We start from the raw sequence: 18,486 nt of genomic DNA, 5'->3' as shown, positions 1-18,486 counted from the left end.
GGGGTGTCCGTCATTCGGGTGACCACTCCATGTGCGGGTGGACGTAGTCCGTCGGCGGGGTGAACGCCTCGCCGATCGAACGGGCGGACGTCCAGCACCCCGGGTCCGGGGCCGCCGCGCCGCCGCCGGACGGCTCCCCATTGACCCGCAGGTCCCCTGCGGCGAAGCGCAGCCGCTCCACCGCCCGGGCCAGCGCCGGCCGCTCCCGCACGAACACCGCGCCGGACGGCCGGGCGTCCGGGACGTCGGCGGCGACCAGCTCCAGCGCCTCCTCCCAGCGGGCGTCCTCGTACACCCGGACCGCGAGCAGCGGCCCCGCGCACCCGCCGTACCGGTCGGTGCCGCCGAGCAGCACGGTGGGCCGGACGAACCAGCCGATCGCGCCGTCGTGCTGGCCGCCCGCCAGCAGCTGCACCCCGGGGTCGGCCCCGGCCCGCCCGATCGCGTCGACGGCGGCGGTGAACGCCCGCTCGTCGATCAGCGCGCCCATGAAGTTGCCCAGGTCGGTGACGTCGCCGACGGGCAGTTCGTCCACCTCGCCCAGCAGGTCGTCCCGGATCCGCCGCCACAGGCCGCGCGGCAGGTACGCCCGGGACAGCGCCGACCGCCCCTGGCCCTGGTGCTCGAAGGCGCCGCGGAGCAGCGCGGTGCGCACCGCCGCCGGATCGGCCGAGGGGTGGGCGAGCAGGAAGTCCCCGCCGGCGCCGGTCGTACCGGCGAGCCGCGGGAAGCCGCGGTAGCGGGCGACGTTCACCCCGATCTCCCGCCACAGCCGCCGGAACGCCGCGGCCGAACCCGCGAAGTGCAGTCCGGCCAGCGCCGGGTCGCGCAGCGCCACCTCGCCGACCGCCTGCCCGTCGCCGGTGACCAGGTTGACCACCCCCGGCGGCAGCCCCGCCTCCTCCAGCAGCAGCATCGTCAGGTGCGCGGCCAGGGTCTGGGCGGGCGCGGGCTTCCACACCACGGTGTTGCCCAGCAGGGCGGGCCCGGTCGGCAGGCTCCCGGCGTCCGCCGTGGAGTCGGCCGGGGTGATCGCGCAGACGAAGCCCTCCAGCGGCCGGTGGTCGGCCCGGTTCCACCCGCCGGGCCCGGAGGACGGCTGCTCGGCCAGCAGCCGCCGGGCCGCGTGCACGTCGCCGCGCCAGCGGTCGGCCAGCGCGCACGCCGCGTCGGCCTCCGCCTGCCGCACCGTCTTCGACTGGCCCAGCATGGTCGCGGCCACCAGCGTCTCCCGCCACGGCCCGGCCAGCAGGTCCGCGGCCCGCAGGAACACCGCCGCCCGGTCGTCGAAGGACAGCTCCCGCCACTCCCGCGCCGCCGCCAGCGCCGCGTCCACCGCGGCCCGCACGTCGGCGGCCGTCGCCGCGCCCAGCACGCCGAGCTTCGCCGCGTGGTGGTGGGGCTGCGCCAGCTCCGTCCGCTCGCCGCCGCCGAGCCGGCGCTCCCCGCCGATCACCATCGGCAGCGAGGTGTGCCGCCCGGCCAGTTCGTCCAGTCTCCGCACCAGCCGGGCCCGTTCGGCACTGCCCGGCGCGTACTCGCGGGGCGTCTCGCGGACGGGGACGGGAAGGGTGGTGACCGCGTCGATCGGCATGGTGCTGGGGTGCTCCCTAGGGCTGGACGGACGGGGTGGGGCTGCCTGCTCGTACCCCCACCCTGGCCGCGCCTGCCCCGCCACCGCGCCGTGACACGCCTACCGGGCGAGTTCCTCCGCCAGCGCGACGGCCTCCGCCAGCGAGTCCACCACCGGCACGCCGAGGTGGGCCAGCTTCTCCCGGGGATGCGAACCCCCGGTGTACAGCACCGACTTGATGCCCGCGGCCAGCGCCGCCTCGGCGTCGTCCGCGGCGTCCCCGATCAGCACCGTCCGCCCGCGGTCGATCCCGTCGCCCAGCGCGTCCAGGTGCAGCGCCAGGTGCCCGGCCTTGCGGCCGCCGGACTCCCCGCGCCGCCCGTCCACCCGGGTGAAGTACCGGGTGATCCCGAACGCGTCCACCGCCGGGACGAGCTTCTCGTGCCCGTACATCGACAGCACCGACTGGCTGTGCCCGGCCTCGACCCACTGCGACAGCAGCCCCTCGACGCCCGCCGTCAGGGCGCAGGAGGGGAACAGCTCCGTGTACTCGGCGTCGAACGCGTCGTCCAGCACCAGCCACTCCTGCGCGGTCGGCACCCGGCCCATCAGCCGCTCGTAGAACCGCGGGATCGGGATCTCGTAGTGCGCCCGGTACTCCTCCAGCGTGATCGGCGCGACCCCCACCGTGGCGAACGCGGCGTTGCTCGCCCCGACCACCGCCGCCATGTCCTCCAGCAGGGTGCCGTTCCAGTCCCAGACTATGTGTGTACGCACCCGCCAAGGGTAAGCGGCGCCGTTGTCGAGCGGCACGGAGGATTGCCGTGCCGGGCGGCCGCCGGCGGCCGGGTCCTGCGCGAGCGGTCGACGGGGCGGCTGACCGGGAGGTTCGTCCCGGTCAGCCGGGCCGGGCCGGCCTCAGGCGGCCGCCCGGCGGAAGGTGCGCAGGCTCAGCCAGGCGGTGCCGACCAGCAGGACGGCCAGCCAGACGACCGCCACCAGGTGCGGGTGCTGGCCCGGGAAGCCGCCGTCCGCGACGTAGGGGTTGCCCCAGAGGCGGCGGCAGGAGTCGGAGACCGCGCTGATCGGGTTCCACTGGACCACCGGGTGCAGCCAGGCCGGCATCGCCTCGGCCGGGAAGACCGCGTTCGACAGGAAGGTGCAGACCACCAGGACCAGCGCGCCGATCGAGTCGATCGACTCGATGTTCCGCACCACCAGCCCGATGGTGATCCCCACCCAGACCATCGCCATGACGAACCCGGCCGCCACCGCGAAGCCGGCCAGCACCGACAGCGGGCTGCCGTGGGTGCGCCAGCCGACCGCCAGGCCGGCCGCGCAGACCACGGCCAGCACGGCCAGGCTGACCAGGAAGTCGCCCACCGCGTGCGCCACCAGCACCGAGCCGCGCACGATCGGCAGCGAGCGGAACCGGTCCATCAGGCCGGCCTTGAGGTCGAGCGCGACGCTGATCGCGGTCGGGCCGATGCTGGCCAGGCCGACCTGCATGGCGATGCCCGCCATCAGGTACTCCTGGTAGCTGCCGCCGGCCGGGGCCTTGATCGCGTTCTTGAACAGGTAGCCGACGGCCAGCAGCATCACCATCGGGTTGAGCACGACGCCGATCAGCCGGCCGGGGGCCCGGCGCAGGTGGCGCAGCCGGCGTCCGGCCAGGGCGAGGGTCTCGACGGCGGAGCCGCCGATCGGGGCCGCGGCGAGCGGTCCCGGGGCGAGAGTGCTCATGGGGTCCTTTCCGAGCGGGGGTTCCGGGCCGACCGGCGCAGTCCGGCGTCGACGAGGGCGCCGATCTCGGCCTGCGGGGCCGGGTGCATCAGGTATTCGTGGGCGTGGTCGATCCCGTGGACCACCACGCCGCCCGCCACGTGCGGGGCCCAGCGCCCGGGGGCGTCGGCCCGCTCCCGGGCGGTGCGGCCGGCCGTCGCCACGAACAGCGTCATCTCGCCGTCGAAGCGGCCCGGGGTGAAGCGTTCGGCGAGTTCCACGTGGTGGCGCATGACCTCGACCAGCCGTTCCACGTCCGCCTCGGTGAGGCTGGCGAACGGTCCGCCGTGCCGGGACAGCACCCGGGCGACGGCGGCGGTGTCGAGCGCGTCCGCGGCGGCCGCGGCCTGCTCCTCCCCGAGGTACTCCAGGAAGCTGGTCAGCAGTCCGTCGCGGCCCGGCATCTCGCCGTCGAGCGCCCGGTCGTACGGGAAGGCGTCCAGGTTGGCCAGGTAGGCCACCTCCTCGCCCTCGGCCCGCAGCCGCACCGCCAGTTGGTGGGCCAGCAGCCCGCCGAAGGACCAGCCGAGCAGGTGGTAGGGGCCGTGCGGCTGGATCGCGCGGATCCGGGCCAGGTACTCGTCGGCCTGTTCCTCGATGCTCCCGGCCGGCGTGCCGCCGCTGACCTGCGGCGCCTGGAGGCCGATGACCGGCCGCCGTTCGTCGAGGTACCCGCTGAGCCCCAGGTAGGGCAGGCTGGTGCCGAGTCCGCCGTGCACGCAGAACAGCGGCGGCAGTTCGCCGGTCGGGCGGATCGGCAGCACCGGGCCGAACGGGTCCGGGTCGTCGGCCAGGCCGCTCTCGCGCAGCTGTCCGACCAGGTGGGCGGCGCCGCCCGGCTGCTCGCCGCGGTGGTCCAGCAGGGCGGCCAGCGCGGCGACGGTGCGCTGGGTGAAGACCTCCGCCACGGCCAGCCGCAGCCCGCTCTTGGCGGCCCGGGCGATCAGCTGGACGCTGCCGATGCTGTTGCCGCCCAGCGCGAAGAAGTCCTCCTCGGCGCCGACCGACTCGCGGCCGAGCACCTCCGCGAAGGCGGCGGCGAGCGTCCGCTCGGTCGGGGTCCGCGGGGCCCGGCCGGCGCCGGCCGTCCGGTCGGGGGCCGGCAGGGCCTCCCGGTCGAGCTTGCCGTTCACCGTCACGGGCAGTTCCGGCAGGGTGATCAGGATCGGCGGCACCATGTAGTCGGGCAGCCGCAGGGCCAGCCGGCTGCGCACCTCGGCGTGGTCGACCGCGGCCCGCGGCACGGGCACCAGGTAGCCGACCAGGGTCTGCAGGCCCGGGTGGTCCTCCCGGGCCACCACCACGGCCTGGTCGACCAGCGGGTGCTCCAGCAGCACGCTCTCGATCTCGCCGAGCTCGATCCGGTAGCCGCGCACCTTGACCTGGTGGTCGGTCCGGCCGATGTAGTCCACCGTGCCGTCGGGGAGCCAGCGGACCAGGTCGCCGGTGCGGTACATCCGCCCCCCGGGGGCGCCGTACGGGTCGGCGACGAAGCGCCCGGCGCTCAGCACCGGCCGGTTCAGGTAGCCGAGGGCCAGGCCGGTGCCGCCCATGTAGAGCTCGCCGACCGCGCCGACCGGCACCGGGCGCAGCGCGGCGTCCAGCACGTACGCGCGGTGGCCGGCCAGCGGGCGGCCGATCGGCGGGCGGCCCGCGGTGACCGGGTCGCTGACCGTGCAGACCGCGGTGGTCTCGGTCGGGCCGTAGATGTTGTGCAGTCGCACGGCGCGGCCCCAGCGCTCGACCAGCTCGGCGGGGAGCGCCGCGCCGCCGACCGTCATCACCAGGTCCGCGGGCAGGGCGGCCTCGGCGGGGAAGGCCGCCACCACCACCGGCGGCAGCAGGCAGAGGTTGATCCGCTGCTCGGTCATGAAGTCGGCCAGCGGCAGGCCGGCCCGCCGCTCGTCGGGGACCTGCACCAGGGTGGCGCCGGCCAGCAGCGAGCAGCACAGCTCCCAGACCGCCGCGTCGAAGCTGAAGGTGGCGAACTGCAGCACCCGGGTGTCGGGGCCGATCGCGAACCGGCGCAGGTGGTCGGCGGTCAGCTCGGCCACCGTGCGGTGCGCGACCAGCACGCCCTTGGGCTTGCCGGTGGAGCCGGAGGTGTAGATCACGTAGGCGGGCCGGCGGTCGTGCAGCGGCCGGCGGCGCTCCCGGTCGGTGAGCGGCTCCGGGGAGCGGCCGGCCACCCGGGCCGCGGTGGCCGGGTCGTCCAGCGGCACGGCGACGGCCCGGCCGGCGGCCTCGGCGGGCAGCGCGCCGGCGGCGAGCAGCCCGGTCGAGGTGAGCAGCAGCCGGGCGTCCGCGTCGGCGAGCATGTGGGTGATCCGGTCGGCCGGGTAGGCGGGGTCGACCGGCAGGTAGGCGGCACCGGACTTGAGCACGGCCAGCAGGGCGACCAGCAGTTCCTCTGAGCGGGGCAGCATCAGGGCGACGATCGCCCCGGGGCCGGCGCCCAGGTCCGCGAGTTCGCGGGCCAGCCGGTTGGCCCGGGCGTCCAGTTCCCGGTAGCTGAGCGTGCCGTCGGCGGAGACGAAGGCGGGGTGCTCGCCGCGGCGGGCCGCCCAGCCCTCGAACAGCTCGGGCACGGTGGCGCCGGTCGGAGCGGCGGGCGGGACGGGCGGGACGGCCCACTCGTCCAGGATCTGCCGCCGCTCGGCCTCGTCGAGCACCGGCAGGTCGCTCAGCGCCGTCCCGGGGGCGTCGACGGCCGCCTCCAGCAGCCGCAGGAAGCGGGCCGCCATCCGCTCGGCGGTGGGGCGCTCGTACAGCTCGGTGGCGAACTCCAGCCGGCCGGACAGCTCCTCGCCGGGGCCCCGCTCGGTGAACTCGAAGACCAGGTCGAACTTGGCGGCGGTGCTGCCGGTCTCCCGGAAGGAGGACCGCAGGCCGGGCAGTTCGAACCGGGGGGCCTCGGTGTTCTGGAAGGCCAGCATCACCTGGAACAGCGACTGCCGGGCGAGCGAGCGGACCGGGGCGAGCGCGTCCACCAGCCGTTCGAACGGCAGGTCCTGGTGCTGGAAGGCGGCCAGGTCGGCGTCGCGGACGCGGTGCAGCAGCTGCTCGAAGGTGGGGTCGCCGCCGAGGTCGGTGCGCAGCACCAGGGTGTTGACGAAGAAGCCGACCATCGGGTGCAGCGCCTCGTCGGAGCGGCCGGCGACCGGCACGCCGATCGGGACGTCGGCGCCCGCGCCGAGCCGGCCCAGCGTGGTGGCCAGCGCGGCCTGGACCACCATGAACGGGCTCACCCCGGACGCGCGGGCCAGCCGCACCAGCCGGCCGTGCAGGTCGGCGGGGACGGCGAACCGCACCACGTCGCCCCGGTAGCCGGCGATCGGCGGGCGCGGGTGGTCGAGCGGCAGGCCGAGTTCCTCCGGGAGGCCGCGCAACGCCTCGGTCCAGTAGGCCAGTTGGGTGTTCTGCAGGCTGTCGGGGTCGTCCTCGGCACCCAGCATCCGCTGCTGCCAGAGCGCGAAGTCGGCGTACTGGAGCGGGAGCCGCTCCCAGTCGGGCAGGGTGCCGGAGGTCCGGGCCCGGTAGGCGAGGGCCAGGTCCTCGGCGAGCACCGGGGTCGACCAGCCGTCGAAGGCGATGTGGTGGACGACCAGCAGCAGCACGTGCTCCTGCGGGCCGACCGCGAACAGCCGCACCCGCAGCGGCAGGTCGCGGGAGAGGTCGAAGGTCCGGTCGGCCTCCTCGGTCAGCCGCCGCTCCAGGTCGGCGCCGTTCACCGGCTCCGGTTCGAGCGCGGGGCGGGACCGCTCGGCGGGGAGCACGACCTGGCCCGGTTCGTCCCCGAGGTCGGGGAAGACGGTGCGCAGGATCTCGTGCCGGTCCGTCAGGTCGCCCAGGGCGGCGCGCAGTGCGACCAGGTCCAGCGGGCCGTCCAGGTGGGCGGCCAGCGGGACGTGGTAGCCGCCGGCCGCCGGGTCGAGCCGGTTGACGAACCAGAGCCGGCGCTGGGTGTGCGACAGCGGCAGGAAGTCCGGCCGGTCGCCGGCCCGCAGCGGCGGGCGGGCCGCCGCGGCGGTGTCCAGGCGGGCGGCCAGCCCGGCGGGCGTGGGGTGCTCGAACAGGGTGCGCACCGACATCTCGGCGCCGAGCGCGCCGCGCACCCGGCCGGCCAGCCGGGTGGCCAGCAGGGAGTGCCCGCCGAGTTCGAAGAAGTGGTCCTCGGCGCCCACCGAGGCCAGGCCCAGGACGTCGGCGAACAGCCCGCAGAGGATCTCCTCGACCGGGTCGGCGGCCTCCCGGCCGGCGGCCGCCGCCAGGTCGGGGGCGGGCAGCCGCCCGCGGTCCACCTTGCCGCTGGGGTTGAGCGGGAAGGCGTCCAGCCAGACGAACGCGGCGGGGACCATGTACTCGGGCAGCGTGCCGCGGACGCCCTCGCGGACCGCCGCGGTGTCCGCCCCGGCCCCGGGCGCGGCCACCAGGTGGGCGACCAGCCGGGTGTCGCCGGGGGCGAACTCGCGGGCCGTCACGACGGCCCGTTCGACCTCGGGCCGGGAGGCCAGCACGCTCTCGATCTCGCCGAGCTCGATCCGGTAGCCGCGCACCTTGACCTGGTGGTCGGTCCGGCCGATGTAGTCCAGCGCGCCGTCGGGGAGCCAGCGGACCAGGTCGCCGGTGCGGTACATCCGGGTGCCGGGGGCGCCGTACGGGTCGGCGACGAAGCGCTCGGCGCTCAGCGCGGGCCGGTTCAGGTAGCCGTGGGCCAGGCCGGTGCCGGCGATGTGGAGCTCGCCGACCGCGCCGACCGGCACCGGGCGCAGCGCGGCGTCCAGCACGTACACCCGGGTGTTGGCGATCGGGCGGCCGATCGGCGGGGCGCCGGCCCGGGTGCCGTCCAGCCGCTCGGCGGTCGACCAGATGCAGGTCTCGGTGGGCCCGTAGACGTTGAACACGGCGGCGGCGCGGCGGCTCAGCTCCGCCGCCAGGGGTTCGGGCAGCGCCTCGCCGCCGACCAGCACCCGCAGCCCGGCCAGGCTCTCGGGGGCGGTGGCCACCAGGGCCTGCCAGTGGCTCGGGGTGGCCTGCATCAGGGTGGCCCGGCCGGTGGTGACGGCCGCCGCCAGGGCGGCCGGGTCGACCGCGGTGGCCCGGTCGGCCAGCAGCAGCCGGGCGCCGGCCAGTTGCGGGACGAAGAGCTCCAGCATCGCGATGTCGAAGCCGAAGGTGGTCACCGCGAGGAAGCGGTCGTCCTCGGTGACCTCCAGCCGGCGGCACATGTCGTCGACCAGGTTGACGAACGCGCCGTGCGGGACGACGACGCCCTTGGGCCGGCCGGTGGAGCCGGAGGTGTAGATCACGTAGGCGGGCAGCGCGGCGTCGAGCGGGGCGCCGCGTTCGGCGTCGGTGAGCTCGTGGTCGGGGAGCAGGGCGCGCTCGGCCTCGGCCACCGGGTCGTCCAGCAGCAGCACGGTGCCCGTCCGGCCCAGTCCGGCGAGGGTGGGCGAGGTGCTCAGCAGGACGCCGGGGGCGGCGTCGGCGAGCATGTGGGCGATCCGGTCCGCCGGGTGGTCGGGGTCGATGGCGAGGTAGGCGGCGCCGGTCTTGAGCACCGCGAGGGCGGCCACCACCAGGTCGGTGGAGCGCGGCAGGGCCAGGCCGACCACGCTGCCGACCCGGGTGCCGCGGTCGATCAGCTGGCGGGCCAGCCGGTTGGCCCGCGCGTGCAGGTCGCCGGCGGTCAGCCGCTCGTCGCCGTACTGGACCGCGACGGCGCCGGGCCGGGCGGCGGCCCGGTCGGCGAGCAGCCGGGGCAGCAGCGCGGCGGGGGCGGGCGCCTCGGTGCGGTTGCGGGCGTGCAGCACCTCGTCCCGTTCGGCGGGGGCCAGCAGGTCGAGCCGGGCGAGCGGGAGGTCGGCCGCGGCGGCGATCCGGCCGAGCAGGGCGGCCAGCCGGTGGGCGAGCCGTTCGGCCTCGGCGTCCTCGAACAGGTCCGGGCGGTACTGGACGCGGAGTTCCAGCTCCCGGCCGGGCAGGGCGACCAGGCTCAGCGGGAACTCGGTGGCGTTGCGGATCTCGGAGCCGTGCAGGGTCAGGCCGGTCAGCTCGGTGAAGGCGGTCGCCGCCGGCATCGGGTAGTTCTGGAACATCACCGCGGTGTCGAACAGGCTTCCGTGCCCGGCCAGTTCCTGGATCTCGGCGAGGCCCAGGTGGCGGTGCGGGAGCAGTTCGGCCTGCTGGTCCTGGAAGTCCGCGAGCAGCTGCGCCACCGTCCGGGCCGGGTCCAGCCGCAGCCGGGTGGGCAGCGTGTTGGCGAACATGCCGACCATCGACTCGACGCCGGGCAGCTCGGCGGGGCGGCCGGAGTCGACCACGCCGAAGAGCACGTCGGCGCGGCCGGTCAGCTGGCCGACCAGCAGGCCCCAGCAGCCCTGCACCACGCTGCCCAGGGTGAGTTGGCGGCCGCGGGCCCACTCGGCCAGCCGGGCGGTGTCGGCCTCGGCGAGCGCGGTGACCGCCGTCCGGGGCAGCAGCGCGGCCCTGGCCGGGTCCGGCGGGACGGTGTGGGTGGGCTCCTCGACGCCGGCCAGGGCCGCCCGCCAGGCCGCCCGGGCCGCCGTGCGGTCCTGCCGGCCCAGCCAGGCCAGGTACTCGCGCGGGTGCGGGAGGGGGGCGGTCGGCGCCGGGCCGCCCGCGTACCGGGTGAAGAGCTCGTCCAGCAGGAGCGGCATCGACCAGCCGTCCAGCACGATGTGGTGGACGGTCAGCAGCAGGCGCAGCCGGTCGCCGCCGAGCCGCACCAGGGTGGCGCGCAGCAGCGGGGGCCGGGTGAGGTCGAACGGCTCGGCCCGGTCGGCCTCGGTCAGCCGCTCCAGGGCCGCGGCGCGCTCGCCCTCGGCCGTGGCGGACAGGTCGTGCTCCCGCCAGAGCGGTTCGACGGCGGCGGGCACCACCTGCACCGTCTCGCCGGAGCGGCGGGCCCGGAAGCAGGCCCGCAGTCCGGCGTGCCGCTCCAGCAGGCCGGCCAGGGCCGCCCGCATCCGCCCGGCGTCCAGGTCCCCGGCGAGGTCGGCGACCAGTTGCAGCACGTGGACGTCGACGTCCCGCCCGACGAAGTCGGCGTGGAACACGAAGCCCTGCTGCAGCGGTGAGAGCGGCAGGAACTCGCTCGTGCGCCCTCGTCCCTCGGTGCGTCCCATCATGACTCCAGCTCGATGTCGAGTTCGTCCATCTCGTCCTCGCTCAGCTCCAGCAGCGGGGCCGGCGCGGCGGCGCGGGCCGGTTCGGCCGGCGCGGCGGCGGCCGCCGCCACCGCCAGGGCGGCGGGGGTGCGGTGCCCGAAGACGTCCCGGGGGGTGATCCCGAGGCCGCGGGCCCTGGCCTGGGCGGCCACCCGGATCGAGCTGATCGAGTCGCCGCCCAGGGTGAAGAAGTTGTCGTCGACGCCGACCTCGGCCAGGCCGAGCACCTCGGCGAACACCTCGCACAGCACCCGCTGCTCCTCGGTGGCCGGCCGCCGGCCGGCGGCCGACGCGGCCCGGTCCGGCCCGGGCTCGGGCAGCGCCTTGCGGTCGACCTTGCCGTGCGCGGTCAGCGGCAGCGCCGGCAGCGACACCCAGGCGGTGGGCACCAGGTGGTCGGGCAGCACCCGGGCCAGTTCGTCCCGCACGGCGGCCGGGTCGCCGCCGACCAGGTACCCGACCAGCCGGGTGGCCCCCGAGCTGTCCCGGACCGCGGTGACCGCGGCGTCGGTGACCCGGGGCAGGGCGCGCAGCGCGGCCTCGACCTCGCCGAGCTCGATCCGGTGGCCGCGCACCTTGACCTGGTGGTCGCGGCGCTCGACGAACTCCAGCTGCCCGTCGGGGCGCCACCGGACGTGGTCGCCGGTGCGGTACATCCGGGCGCCGGGCTCGTGCGGGTCGGCGACGAACGCGGCGGCGGTCCTGACCGGGTCGTGCAGGTAGCCGCGCCCGACGCCCGCGCCGCCCACGTACAGCTCGCCGACCGTGCCCAGCGGCACCGGCCGCAGGTCGTCGCCGAGCACGTACAGGCTCGTGTTGCGCACCGGCGCGCCGATCGGCACCCGCACGCCCACCTCGTCGCCCGCCCGCAGCACCGCGTGCGTCACGTCGTCCGAGCACTCGGTCGGCCCGTACGCGTTGACCAGCGGGACCTCCGGGTGGCGCGCCCACCAGCGGTGGCACAGGTCCGGCGGCATCGCCTCGCCGGTCACCATCAGCCGCCGCAGCGGGCCGGCGGCGGGGGCGGTGCCGGCCGCGTCCCAGGCGTCCAGGGCGGCCCGCAGCAGCGAGGGCACCACCTCCAGGACCGCGACCCGGTCGGCCGCGGCCACCGCGAACAGCGCGTCCGGGTCGGCCGCCGTCGCCCGGTCGACCACCCGGACGGTGCCGCCGACCAGCAGCGGGGCGAGCATCTGCCAGACCGACACGTCGAAGGTGACCGGCGCGTTCTGCACCACCGTGTCGCCCGCGGCCAGGTCCAGGTCCTCGACCTTGGCCAGCAGGTGGTTGGCCATTCCGGCGCGGTGCACCATCGCGCCCTTGGGCTTGCCGGTGGAGCCGGAGGTGAAGATCACGTAGGCGAGGTCGTCCGGGCCGCCCAGCGGCGCGGCCAGCCCGTCGAGCGGGACGGCGCCGGTGCCGAACTCCCCGGCCAGCGGCCGGAGTCGCGGGGCGGGGCCGGTGCCCGGGGCGGTCAGCCCGGCGGCCAGCTCCTGCTGTCCGGGGCCGACCAGCAGGTGCCGGACGCCGGCGTCGGCGAGCAGCGCGGCGGTCCGGGCGGGCGGCGCGTGCACGTCCAGCGGCAGGTAGGCCGCGCCGCTCTGCAGCACGCCCAGCACCGCGCCGACGAAGGCGGTCCCGGGTTCGGCCAGGACGCCGACCAGGGTGTCCGGGCCGACCCCGTCGGCGGCCAGCGCGGTGGCGAGTTCGTCGGCCCGGCGGACCAGCGAGGAGTAGGAGGCGGCGGTGCGCCCGTCGCTCACCGCGAGCGCGGCGGGGGTGCTCCGCGCGAACTCGCGCACCCGCTCGACCACTCCGGCGCGGATCGTCCCGGTGGCCGGGCGGGCGGTGTCGTTCCACTTGCGCAGCAGGCCGGCCTCGTCCTCGGTCAGGACGTCCAGGTGTCCCAGCCGTTCGGCGGTCCCGGCCGCCAGGTCGAGCAGCAGCCGGCGGAACCGGTCGGCGATCACCGCGACCTGCTCCCCGGTCAGCAGGTCGGGGGCGTAGTCGAAGCGCACCTCCAGCTGACGGCCCGGCAGGACCACCAGGCTGAGCGGGTAGTGGCGGGCGTCGTGGGCGGAGACCTCCTCGATCCGCAGGCCGGTGCCGGCCGCGGCGTCGGCGGCGCCGTCCATCGGGAAGTTCTCGAACACCAGGGCGGTGTCGAAGGGTTCGCCGAGGCCGGCCAGCGCGGGGTTGCCCTCCAGCATCTCGGCGAGCCCCAGGTGGTCGAAGTCGCGCAGCGCGGCCTGGGCGGCCTGGATCCGCTGCAGGTAGTCGTCGATCGGGTCGGCGGGGTCCAGCACGGCCCGGACCGGCAGGGTGTTCAGGAACGGGCCGACGATGCCCTCCACCCCGGGCAGCGCGGCCGGGCGGGTGGAGACGACGGAGCCGAACAGCACGTCCGGGCGGCCGACCAGCCGGCCCAGCAGGATCGCCCAGCCGCCCTGGAAGACGGTGTTGACGGTCAGGCCGCGGCGGGCGGCGAAGCCGGTGACCGCGGCGGTCTCCGCCTCGGTCAGCAGCAGCGGCAGGCGGGCGGGCACGGCCGGGCGCCGGTCCGGGGCGGCGGGGCTGAGCAGGGTCGGCTCGGCCGCTCCGGCCAGCGCGGCGCGCCAGGCGGCGCGGGCCCGTTCGCGGTCCTGGCCGGCCAGGTGCGCCAGGTAGTCGCGGAAGGGGACGGCGGCGGGCAGCGCGTCGGCCGCGCCGCCGTGCCGGTAGTGGTCGAGCAGTTCGCGGACCAGCAGCGGCATCGACCAGCCGTCCACCAGGATGTGGTGCAGGGTCCAGACCAGCCGGTGCCGGTCCTCGTCCAGGCGCACCAGCGTCCAGCGCATCAGCGGCGGGCTGGACAGGTCGAAGCCGCGTTCGCGTTCCTGCTCCGCGAGCCGGTCCAGCGCGGCCGCCCGCTCGTCCGCGGCGAGCGCGGACAGGTCGGCCGCGGCCAGCGGCACCCGGACGCCGCCGCGCAGCACCGCGACCGGGTCGCCGGCGGGCCGGTGGTGGAAGGCCGCGCCCAGGTGGGGGTGGCGTTCCAGCAGGGCCGCCAGCGAGTCCTCCAGGGCCGTCCGGTCGACCGCGCCGACCAGGTCGGCGGTGATCTGGAGGGTGTACGGGTCGCTGCGGTCCGGGTCGAGCGCGGCCTGGAAGAGCAGGCCGCGCTGCAGCGCCGTCAGCGGCAGCACGTCGGTGAGCGGACCGCCCGCGCCCCGTTCGATCTCCTCGATCTCCGCCTGGCCGATCGCCACCAGCGGCAGGTCGGACGGGGTGCGGCCGCCCGCGCCGGGGGCCGCGGCGTGGTCGGTCAGGGCGCGCAGCACGGCGAACCAGCTCTCGGCGAGGTCCCGGACCTCGGCCCCGGTCAGCAGGCCGTCCGCCCAGAGCCAGTCGGCCACCAGGCGCGGGCCGTCCGCGTGGTCCTCGGTGACGGGGGTCACCGCGAGGGGGTGGCGCAGCGGCATGTCGGGGTGCACGCCGGTGCCGACCACGGCGCTGCCGCCGTCCAGCGTCCACGGGCCGGTGGTGCCGTCGACCCGGAACCGGCCCAGGTAGTTGAAGCCGATGGCGGGCGCGGGGGCGGCCGCCAGCAGCCGGGCGGTCTGCGGGTTGAGGTGGCGCAGCAGGCCGAAGCCGATGCCGCGGTCGGGGACGGCGCGCAGCTGCTCCTTGATCCGCTTGACCGCGGCGCCGAGCGCCGGGCCGCCGGCCAGGACCTCGGCGCGGTCGAACCGGCCGGGGTCCAGCCGGACCGGGAAGACGGTGGTGAACCAGCCGACCGTGCGGGCCAGGTCCACCTCCTCGACGATCTGCTCGCGGCCGTGGCCCTCCAGCTCGATCAGCACCGGCGCCCCGCCGTCGGCCCCGTGCCGGGCCCGCCAGTCGGTGACGGCCACGGCGAGCGCGCCGAGCAGCACGTCGTTGATCTCGCCGTGGAAGGCGGCGGGGACGGCGGTCAGCAGCGCCGCCGTCCGGTCGGCGGGCAGTTCCAGCCGCAGCCGGCCGGCCGTGCCGTAGGTGTCCCGGGCCGGATCGTGGGCGCGCCGCCCGAGGGCGGGCTGATCGGCGGTCAACTGCTCTTGCCAGTACGGGAGTTCGGCGATCCTGGCGCTGCTCCTGGCCTGCTCCCCGAGGGTGGCGGCCCAGCGCCGGTAGGAGGTGGGCACCGGGTCGAGCAGGGGCGGCCGGCCGGCGGCGACGGCCTCCCAGGCGCGCTCCAGGTCGGCGACCAGGATCCGCCAGGAGACCCCGTCGACCACGGTGTGGTGGGCGAGCAGCAGCAGCCGGCCGTCCGCCGCGGGGCCGCCGTCCAGCAGCACCGCCCGCAGCATCACGGCCTCGGTCGGAACGAGCCGGCCGCGGGCGGCCCGGACCTGCTCGGTGACCAGCGCGTCGAGCGCGGCCGGGTCGCCGAGCACCCCGGCGGCGTCGACCGAGTCGACCAGCCGGGCGGCGTCGACGGCGCCGGCCTCCAGGGTGCGCAGCGTCCAGACGCCGGGCGCGGCCTCGGTGACGGCCGTCCGCAGCGCGTCGTGGCGGGCGAGCAGGGCCGCCAGCAGTTCGGGGAGCCGCTCGGCGGTCAGCGCGGCCGGCGTCCTGACCAGCACGTACTGGCTGTACTCGGTGGCCGGGCCGTCGAGGGTGCCGAGGTCCTCGGTCAGTTGGGCGATGATCGGGGTCGGTTCGACCTCGCCGGTGCCGTCCTCGGCGGCGGGCCGGTCCGGTCCGGCCGGCGCGGCGGCGGCCACCGTCGCGAGGGCGGCGGGCGTGCGGTGCCCGAAGACGTCCCGCGGGGTCAGCACCACGCCGCGGGCCCGGGCCCGGCTGACCAGCTGGATCGAGCTGATCGAGTCCCCGCCCAGCGCGAAGAAGTTGTCCTCCGCGCCGACCCCGGCCACGCCCAGCACCTCGGCGAACACCTCGCACAGCAGCTGCTCCAGCTCGCCCCGCGGCGCCCGGCCCGCCGCCGGAGCCGCGTCGGCCACCGGAGCGGCGGCGCCCGCCGCGGACGCCGACAGCGCCTTGCGGTCGACCTTCCCGTGCGGCGTCAGCGGCAGTTCGCCCCACGCCACCCACCCGGTGGGCACCATGTGGTCGGGCAGCACCCGCGCCAGCCGCGCGCGCACCGCCGTGGTGTCGCCGCCCGGCGCCACCACGTGGGCCACCAGCCGCACCCGGCCCGCCGCGTCCTTCGGCGCCGTCACCGCCGCGTCCAGCACGCCCGGCAGCGACCGCAGCGCGGCCTCCACCTCGCCGAGCTCGATCCGGAACCCGCGCACCTTGACCTGGTGGTCGCGCCGCTCGACGAACTCCAACTGCCCGTCGCCGCGCCACACCACCCGGTCGCCCGTGCGGTACATCCGCGCGCCCGGCAGCGCCGAGAACGGGTCCGCGACGAACGAGCCGGCCGTCCTGACCGGGTCGCCCAGGTACCCGCGCCCGACGCCCGCGCCGCCCACGTACAGCTCGCCCAGCGCGCCCGGCGGCACCGGCCGCAGGTCGTCGCCGAGCACGTACAGGCTCGTGTTGCGCACCGGCGCGCCGATCGGCACCCGCACGCCCACCTCGTCGCCGGCCCGCAGCACCGCGTGCGTCACGTCGTCCGAGCACTCGGTCGGCCCGTACGCGTTGACCAGCGGGACCTCCGGGCTGCGCCGCCACCAGCGCTCGCACAGGTCCGGCGGCATCGCCTCGCCGGTCACCATCAGCCGCCGCAGCGGGCCGGCGGCGGGGGCGGTGCCGGCCGCGTCCCAGGCGTCCAGGGCGGCCCGCAGCAGCGAGGGCACCACCTCCAGGACCGCGACCCGGTCGGCCGCGGCCACCGCGAACAGCGCGTCCGGGTCGGCCGCCGTCGCCCGGTCCACCACCCGGACGGTGCCGCCGACCAGCAGCGGGGCGAGCATCTGCCAGACCGACACGTCGAAGGTGACCGGCGCGTTCTGCACCACCGTGTCGCCCGCGGCCAGGTCCAGGTCCTCGACCTTGGCCAGCAGGTGGTTGGCCATCCCGGCCCGGTGCACCATCGCGCCCTTGGGCTTGCCGGTGGAGCCGGAGGTGAAGATCACGTACGCCAGGTCGTCCGGGCCGCCCGGCACCGCCGGGGCCGGGCCCAGCTCGACCGCGCCCGCCTCGAAACCGCCCGGCAGCGGCAGCGGCCGCACCCCGTCGCCCGCCAGCGCGACCACCTCCGCCGCCAGCGCCTCCTGCCCCGCGCCCACCAGCAGGTGCCGCACGCCCGCGTCCGCCACCAGCGAGGCGACCCGCACCGGCGGCGCGAACACGTCCAGCGGCACGTACGCCGCCCCCGCCGTCAACACGCCCAGCACCGCGCCCACGAACGCCGTCCCCGGCTCCGCCAGCACGCCCACCAGGGTGCCGGGGCGCACGCCCTCGCCGCCCAGCACCTCCGCGAGCCCGTCGGCCCAGCCGACCAGCGACGAGTAGGAGGCCACCACCTCGCCGTCGCTCACCGCGACCGCGCCCGGTCCGCCCAGCGCCACCTCGCGCACCCGCTCCGGCAGCGAACCGCCCGGGGCGCCGGCCGGGCCGGTGCCGACCCGCGCCAGCCGGGCGCGCTCGGCGTCGGTGGCCAGGTCGAGGCGGCCCAGCGGGGTGTCGGGGCCGGCTTCGGCGAGGCTGCGCAGGAAGGCGCCGAAGCGGTGCAGGTGGTCCGTGACCTCCGCTGCGCCGTACAGCGCGGGGTTGCCGTTGACGTGCAGTTCGACACCGTCGTCGGCGCCGTCCAGGACGGTGATCATCAGGTCGTCGACGATCCCGGTGGAGAGGTTGTTCAGCCGCGCCTCGCACGGGCCGAGCCGGAACTCCGGGGTCTGCGGGAGCACGTTGACGAACGGGCCGAACGGCCGCCGGTCGTCGGCCCGCAGGCCGATCGAGCGGCGGATCCGGTCGGCGGGGTAGCGCTGGTGGCGCAGCGAGCGGGCCACGGACCTGGAGGTGGCGCGGAGCAGTCCGCCCACCGTGGTGGTGGCGCCGACCCGGGCGGGCAGCGGCAGGTAGTTGGCCACCATGCCGGGCACCGAGCGGGCGGTGGCGGTCAGCCGGGCGGTCATCGGCAGGGTGAGCAGCACGTCCGACAGGCCGGCGGACTTGCCGGTGTACGCGGCGGCCGCGGCGATGGCGAAGGTCGGCCAGGTCACCTCGGCGGCCCGGGCCGCCGCCCGCAGGGTCCGGGCGGTGGCCGCGTCGAGGGCGAGGCTGTCGCGCAGGAACGCGGTGCCGGGCACCGGTTCGCCCGCGGCCAGGCTGGTGGGCCCGGCCGGGCCGCTCAGCTGGCCCTCCCAGAACGCGCGGTCGCGCTCCACGGCGGCCGAGCCCAGGTAGTCGGCCTCCTCCCGCAGCAGCAGTTCCAGCCCCGGCAGCGCGCCGCCGGCGACCGGCTCCCCCGCCACCAGCGCCCCGTAGACCTCGCTGAGCCTGCGGTAGACCGCGAGGCGGCTGTAGCCGTCGGAGAGCAGGTGGTGCATGGCCAGGTAGAGCAGCGAGCGGTCGGCGGCCACCCGGACCAGGACGGCCCGGAACAGCAGACCGCCGAGCAGCTCGAAGGGGCGGTGCAGGTCCTCGTCCATCAGCCGCAGCGCCTCGCCGACCGGGTCCCGGTGGCCCGTCAGGTCGACGGTGCGCAGCGGGAGCCCGTCCAGCGGTTCGATCCACTGGACGGGCAGGCCGTCCACTTCGGAGAACCTCGCCCGGGTGCACTCGGCCTCGTCCGTCACCCGGGTGAGGGCTTCGACGAGCAGCCGGTCGTCCAGCGGGCCCCTGATGTCCAGGTAGTCCGCCATGTTGTAGGCGAGGCGGCCGCTGGCGAGTCGCTCGTCGAACCAGATGCCGGTCTGGGCGCCGGTCAGCGGGAGGGTCGAACGGGTGGGCGAGGTCATGACGTCTCCATCGTGGTACTGCGGGCTGTGGTGAGGACGGCCTGGACCG

5 protein-coding genes are annotated in these 18,486 nt (G+C 76.8%); all 5 read right to left on the bottom strand.

The window, feature by feature from the left end; genetic code table 11:
* Positions 1 to 10: 10 nt before the first annotated feature.
* Positions 11 to 1,588, bottom strand: coding sequence for an aldehyde dehydrogenase family protein (locus tag ABD345_RS07965; RefSeq protein WP_344551328.1), 1,578 nt, complete (start codon positions 1,586 to 1,588; stop codon positions 11 to 13).
* 105 nt (positions 1,589 to 1,693) lie between these two features.
* Positions 1,694 to 2,350: an HAD family hydrolase gene (locus ABD345_RS07960; protein WP_344551180.1), complete on the bottom strand. Its 657-nt coding sequence runs from the start codon at positions 2,348 to 2,350 to the stop codon at positions 1,694 to 1,696.
* 141 nt (positions 2,351 to 2,491) lie between these two features.
* Entirely contained in the window at positions 2,492 to 3,316 is an 825-nt protein-coding gene (locus tag ABD345_RS07955; protein ID WP_344551179.1) for an ABC transporter permease, read from the bottom strand.
* Positions 3,313 to 10,503, bottom strand: a complete 7,191-nt coding sequence (locus ABD345_RS07950; protein WP_344551178.1) for an amino acid adenylation domain-containing protein — start codon at positions 10,501 to 10,503, stop codon at positions 3,313 to 3,315. The genes ABD345_RS07955 and ABD345_RS07950 overlap by 4 nt, the downstream gene beginning before the upstream one ends.
* On the bottom strand, positions 10,503 to 18,437 hold the full coding sequence (locus tag ABD345_RS07945; protein ID WP_344551177.1) for an amino acid adenylation domain-containing protein: 7,935 nt from the start codon (positions 18,435 to 18,437) through the stop codon (positions 10,503 to 10,505). The genes ABD345_RS07950 and ABD345_RS07945 overlap by 1 nt, the downstream gene beginning before the upstream one ends.
* Positions 18,438 to 18,486 lie beyond the last annotated feature (49 nt).

The organism is Kitasatospora saccharophila (assembly GCF_039529925.1).
Lineage (GTDB): Bacteria > Actinomycetota > Actinomycetes > Streptomycetales > Streptomycetaceae > Kitasatospora > Kitasatospora saccharophila.
Note: the sequence above shows the minus strand (reverse complement) of the source record. Positions and strands in the feature narration are given on the sequence as shown.

Coding starts and splice junctions, on each gene's coding strand:
- ABD345_RS07945 (WP_344551177.1), bottom strand. CDS start 18,437: ATGACCTCGCCCACCCGTTCGACCCTCCCGCTGACCGGCGCCCAGACC.
- ABD345_RS07950 (WP_344551178.1), bottom strand. CDS start 10,503: ATGGGACGCACCGAGGGACGAGGGCGCACGAGCGAGTTCCTGCCGCTC.
- ABD345_RS07955 (WP_344551179.1), bottom strand. CDS start 3,316: ATGAGCACTCTCGCCCCGGGACCGCTCGCCGCGGCCCCGATCGGCGGC.